The 5,161-nt window shown below is 70.0% G+C and carries 5 protein-coding genes and 1 pseudogene; 4 read left to right on the top strand and 2 right to left on the bottom strand.

Going from position 1 to position 5,161, the window contains the following annotated elements; genetic code table 11:
• Together QZ271_RS13855 and QZ271_RS13860 are read right to left on the bottom strand one after the other, a co-directional pair.
• Positions 1 to 137, bottom strand: a pseudogene (locus QZ271_RS13855) (S-layer protein); the annotation flags it as partial.
• 63 nt (positions 138 to 200) lie between these two features.
• Positions 201 to 416 carry a hypothetical protein gene (locus tag QZ271_RS13860; protein ID WP_291432460.1) on the bottom strand — a complete coding sequence of 72 codons (216 nt, stop codon included), beginning with the start codon at positions 414 to 416 and terminating at the stop codon, positions 201 to 203.
• Between the two features lie 167 nt (positions 417 to 583).
• Here QZ271_RS13860 and QZ271_RS13865 point away from each other — a divergent pair, with 167 nt between their 5' ends.
• From QZ271_RS13865 to QZ271_RS13880, 4 genes are all read left to right on the top strand, one after another.
• Positions 584 to 1,633 carry a GNAT family N-acetyltransferase gene (locus QZ271_RS13865; protein ID WP_291432461.1) on the top strand — a complete coding sequence of 350 codons (1,050 nt, stop codon included), beginning with the start codon at positions 584 to 586 and terminating at the stop codon, positions 1,631 to 1,633.
• Positions 1,634 to 1,684: 51 nt separating this feature from the next.
• The gene (locus QZ271_RS13870) at positions 1,685 to 3,211 is read left to right on the top strand and encodes a Ppx/GppA phosphatase family protein (RefSeq protein ID WP_291432463.1); all 1,527 of its coding nucleotides are present in this window, start codon (positions 1,685 to 1,687) and stop codon (positions 3,209 to 3,211) included.
• A gap of 175 nt (positions 3,212 to 3,386) precedes the next feature.
• On the top strand, positions 3,387 to 4,286 hold the full coding sequence (gene pdxY / locus QZ271_RS13875; RefSeq protein WP_291432464.1) for a pyridoxal kinase PdxY: 900 nt from the start codon (positions 3,387 to 3,389) through the stop codon (positions 4,284 to 4,286).
• 142 nt (positions 4,287 to 4,428) lie between these two features.
• Positions 4,429 to 4,959, top strand: a complete 531-nt coding sequence (locus tag QZ271_RS13880; RefSeq protein WP_291432465.1) for a hypothetical protein — start codon at positions 4,429 to 4,431, stop codon at positions 4,957 to 4,959.
• Positions 4,960 to 5,161 lie beyond the last annotated feature (202 nt).

Genomic DNA, 5,161 nt, shown 5'->3' on the forward strand with positions numbered 1-5,161 from the left:
ACCCGCACGCTGACATTCAGGTCAGGCTGGGCGGGGTTCACGATGATGCTCTGCGCGCTGATCTTCGGCGCGGCGGAAGCGGTGCTGATCTGGGCGACGGTTCCGAGGGCCAGCAGGGCAGTCAGGGTGCTTTTCATACAGGTAGTCTGGCGCGCCCGCATGACGGGCGGCTGATTCGGCCTGACGGAAGCGTTCAGAATTCAGGGGATCGTGAAGAAACCGGAGGATCGGCACAGGCGCAGGCTGGAGCGGGTCGGATTCGCCCGGCCGCCCAGATCAGCGCCCACCTGTACTGACCGCCCGGCCACGACCAGCACCGGCTGGCCCGTTTGCGCGTACAGCCAGTGAATGCCGAACACAGTGAAGTCCGCCAGCGCGAGTCCCTGAAGCAGGATCAGTTGAAGGTGATCGGGCAAGACGACCTCCAGCCGGGTCGTGCGGGCGCACACGGGGACCGTCGTCGAAACCGGTGGCTTAAGGGAGCACGTCCGCAGGCCAAAGCGCCTGCCAGCCGCACCCGGCCTACGGCACGCTGAGCCATCTGGCGCATTCACCCCTGACCCGCCCGGAGGACACTGAAGGAATGACGCCGAACCCCACCACCGCCCAGACGCCGGAGCAGCCCTCCCCCGCCCCGCCGGTCAAGCTGCCTGGCGTGCAGCCCTGCGATGTGGCGACCGCCACGCCCGCGCAGCGGCTTGCTATCGGGCAGCTCCTGGCCGACAGTTTCGCCGCCGCCTACCCGGAGGATCCGCCTCTGATCCCGGCGCAGGAAGCGCAGGCCCTCTCGCAGCTGCTGCCCACCGAGCGCCACGTGACCTTCGCCTTGTGGGACGCCGCCGCCATCGGCTACGCGCGGCTGGCGTTCGATACCGAGCAGAATACCCACCTGGGCCACGTGCGCCTGACCGTGCACCCGCAGCGCCGCCGCGCCGGGCTGGGCCGCGCCCTGTGGACCGCCGTGCGCGCCGCCGCACTGGCCCACGGCCGCACGATGATCACCTTCGGCACGGACAGCCGCACGCCCGCCGCCGGGGCCTTCGCCCGGAACCTGGGAGCCACACCCGCGCTGCCCATGCGCCAGAGCCGCGTGACCCTCGCGGAGCTCGACCCCGACCTGCTGACCCGCTGGCAGACCCGGCCGGACGGCGACCCGTACCGCCTGCACGTCTGGACGACCATCCCGGACGCGTACCTGAGCCGCATGGCGGACATGATGATGGTCATGAACACCGCCCCCAGAGGCGAACTGGAACAGGACGACTGGATCATCACGCCCGACATGATCCGCTCCTGGGACGCCATGATCCAGGAAGGCGGCGAGACGCGCTACCTGATGGCCACCGAGGACACCCGCAGCGGCCGGATCGACGGGTACAGCGAGGTCTTCTGGCACCCGGACCGCGCCGCGCTGGTGTACCAGGGCGCGACCGCCGTGCGCCCCGAGGCGCGCGGCCAGGGCCTGGGCAAGTGGCTGAAGGCCGCCATGCTGGAACACGCGCAGGCGCACTGCCCCGGCGCGCGGTCCATGCAGACCCACAACGCCCATGAGAACGCCCCCATGCTGGGCATCAACGTGGCGCTGGGATTCACGCCTTACAGCACGTTCACCGAGTGGCAACTGAGACTCTGAAGTCCGGTACGTGATCCGTCCCAGCCTGTAAAAGCCGCTAGGCTGCCTGTCATGAGAGTCGCCGTTGCGGATGTGGGCACGAATTCCAGTCACCTGTTGATTGCCGAGGCGGCGCAGGGGGACGCGGGGGGCTTCCGGGTGCTGGACGCCCTGAAGGACCGCACGCGGCTGGGCGAGTGCCTGGACGGAGCAGGGAACCTGACACCGGAGGGCGAGGACCGGCTGGCGTCGGCATTGACGCGGTTCCGGGAGCTGGCGTCGGCGGCGGGCGTGGCCGAGGTGCACGTGTACGCCACGAGTGCGCTGCGTGAGGCGCCGAACGGCGCGGAGGTGGCGGGGCGGATGCTGGCCCGCACGGGGGTGTACCCGGCGATCATCTCGGGGGAGCGCGAGGGGGAACTGACGTACCTGGGCGCGGCGCACGCGGTCGAGTTGGGTGAGGACAACGTGCTGCTGGACCTGGGGGGCGGCAGCCTGGAATTCGTGCGGGGGGACGGGCAGGAGCCGCGTGACGTGCTGAGCCTGCCGCTGGGCGGGATTCGCATGACGCGCGCGTTCTTCCGTGCGGACGTGCCGGGCCGCAAGGAGGTGCAGGCACTCACGGACGCGGTGCGGGCGGCGCTCGCCCCGTACGCGGAGCGGTTCCGGGTGCGGCCCGGCACGCGGGTGGTGCTGTCGAGCGGAACGGCGGAGGCGGCGGCAGTTGCCATCATGGGGCGGCGCGGGGCGGGCAGTGGGGAGGGGCCGGAGCGCGTGAATGGCGTGAGTTTCACGGTGGATGAGCTGGGCGCGCTGCTGGAGCACGCGCGGGGCCTGAAGGCGGCGGCCCGGGCGCGCATACCGGGCCTGGAGCGGCGCGCGGATACGGTCGTGGCGGGGCTGGCAACGCTGCACGCGGCGCTGACGGTGCTGGGCGCGTCCGAGGTGACGGTCAGTGAAGGGGCGCTGCGCGAGGGAATGCTGATCGAGGAACTGTCGCGGTTTCAGGCGTACCGGTCGGCGCTGAGTGCGCGGCAGCGGAGCGTACTGGCCACCGCGGAGCGTTTCGGGGCGAACCTGTCTCATTCGCGGCAGGTGGCGGCGCTGTCGCGGGGGCTGCTGGACGCCCTGCACGCGGCGGGTGAACCGGCAGATCGTGAGGACCGCAGCCTGCTGACCGCGGCGGGCGCGCTGCACGAGGTGGGGCAGATCGTGGCGCAGAGCGCGCACCACATGCATTCGGCGTACCTGATCCGGCACGCGGAATTGCGGGGCTTCAGTCCACGTGAAATCGAGCTGATGGCGCAGGTCGCCCGCTATCACCGCAAGAGCCCGCCAAAGCCGTCGCATGCGGAGTTCATGGCCCTCAGCGTGCCGGACCGGGCGCGGGTGACCCGGCTGGCGGCGGTGCTGCGCGTCGCGGACGGCCTGGACCGCTCGCACGCGGGGAGCGCGCGGCTGGGGGCGCTGCGCCGCGCGGCGGACGGCGGCTGGGAACTGACCGTGTCGGGCGCCACGCCACTGGACCTGGAGGGCGCGCAGGACAAGGCAGACCTGTGGGCGCGGGTGTTCGGGCCGCTCACGCTGCGCGCCCCCTAATACGGACTGCCGCTCCATTCCGCCACAGTCGGGAAGCCACCGCCTGCGGCTCCATACCGCGAAGGGGCGTCTGTTGTTCCTACTCGCATCCGCTCGGATTGCTTCAGAACTGCACCGAATCAATCGCAGTCCCTATGACAGCCCGGCTGACGCGCGGGCCGGGTATCCTGCGGGCATGACGGGCACGCCGCAGAACATCCTGAGCATTCAATCGTGGGTCAGTTTCGGGCACGTGGGGAACGCGGCCGCCGTGTTTCCCCTGCAACGCCTGGGGTTCGAGGTCTGGGCGATTCACACGGTGCAGTTCAGTAATCACACCGGGTACGGTGCCTGGACGGGCGCGGTGTTCCCGCCCGAGGCGGTTGCGGACCTGATCGACGGGATCGAGGCGCGCGGGGTGCTGCCGGAGTGCGGCGCGGTCCTGAGCGGGTACATGGGTAGCGAGGGAACCGTCGCGGCAGTCGTGGACGCCGTGCGGCGCGTGCGGGCCGCGAACCCGGAGGCGCTGTACGCCTGCGATCCGGTGATGGGCGACGTGGGGCGCGGGGTGTTCGTGCGCCCGGAACTGCCGGAATTGATCGCGTCGCAGGCTATTGGGGAGGCGGACATCGTGACGCCCAACCACTTCGAGCTGGAACTCCTGACCGGGCGTACCGTGGTCACGCTGGAGCACGCGCTGGAAGCGGCCCGCGCGCTGCGGGAGCGGATGCGGGCGAGCGGGCCGCGCGTGGTGCTGCTGACCAGCTTGGTCCGCAGCGGCGCGCCCGGCGAGAGCATCGAGACGCTGGTCGTCACGGATGATGGGGCGTGGCTGTGCCGCACGCCACTGCTGCCGCTGGACCCACCGCGCAACGGCACCGGGGACGCCATTGCGGCGCTGTTCCTGGGGCATTACCTGAAGAACGCGGCGCTGGGGGCGGGCCGGTCGGCGCAGGCGCTGAGCCTGTCCATGAGCGCCCTGTTCGGCCTGCTGAGCCGCACACACGCCGCCGGTACGCGCGAGATTCAACTGGTGGCCGCGCAGGATGAGTTCATCAGGCCCACGCGGCTGTTCGAGGCGCAGCAGGTCGGCTAAACCCCGCCGGGCGGCCCGCACCCCTGCCGGGTCGTGGCAGGCGGATCAGATGAGGCGGTCCTCTGGGGCACGTGAGGGCCAGAGCAAAGTGCCTTACTCACCTTCTCATGGGGAGCCGAGATCGCCGGGTAAGACTGGAGGCATGAAACACATCATCTTCCCGACCACGGCCGCTGCCGACGCCTTCATCGCCGACCTGCAGTCCCAGGGCGTCATCGCGCCGACCATGGGAAGTGCCACCGTGAATCGCCGCACCCCGGTCGCACCGGTCACCGACGGGGCCGAAGGTGGCACCGCCGAGGACGCCGGAGCGGGCGCCGTGAAGGGCACGGGTGTGGGCGCCGCAGTGGGCGCGGTCGCCGGTGTGCTGGCGACGGGCGCCACCATTGCCACGGGCGGACTGGCCCTGCCGGTCATCCTGGGCATGACTGCGCTGGGTTCAGGCGTGGGGGCCGCCGTAGGAGCCACGGGCGGCGCGATGGGTGTCGATGAGACCAACAACGTCTACGACGCCGACGGCGACTACTACGACCGCCTGAACACCACCGCCACGAACGGCGGGCGCACGGTCGCCGTAGACGACAGCGTGCCCAATGACGTGGTCGAGGCCGCCGCCATCCGTCATGGCGGCGAATACGCCAGCGGAAGCCAGCTCAGCCGCCGCACGGTCTAAACCCCCCGCATTCAGTACCTTGAAGCTCACATTGCGAGATTCTGAGAAAGCACCGGAACCTCTCCATCCCCGCTCCAACGTACTTTCTTCTGCTCCGCGCTTCGCGCGGTTGATCTACAAGATAAACTGACATCTTTCAGTTTTAGAAAAGGACGTCCAGCACGGCTTCTGACCTCAGAATGAGGGTGTGAAACAGAAGATG

Origin of the sequence: Deinococcus sp. (genome assembly GCF_018260555.1) — a bacterium.
Classification (GTDB): Bacteria; Deinococcota; Deinococci; order Deinococcales; family Deinococcaceae; genus Deinococcus.

What these genes read in the sequence shown, in the direction of transcription:
- QZ271_RS13865 (WP_291432461.1), top strand. Translation starts at nt 584, where the DNA reads ATGACGCCGAACCCCACCACCGCCCAGACGCCGGAGCAGCCCTCCCCC.
- QZ271_RS13870 (WP_291432463.1), top strand. Translation starts at nt 1,685, where the DNA reads ATGAGAGTCGCCGTTGCGGATGTGGGCACGAATTCCAGTCACCTGTTG.
- pdxY (WP_291432464.1), top strand. Translation starts at nt 3,387, where the DNA reads ATGACGGGCACGCCGCAGAACATCCTGAGCATTCAATCGTGGGTCAGT.
- QZ271_RS13880 (WP_291432465.1), top strand. Translation starts at nt 4,429, where the DNA reads ATGAAACACATCATCTTCCCGACCACGGCCGCTGCCGACGCCTTCATC.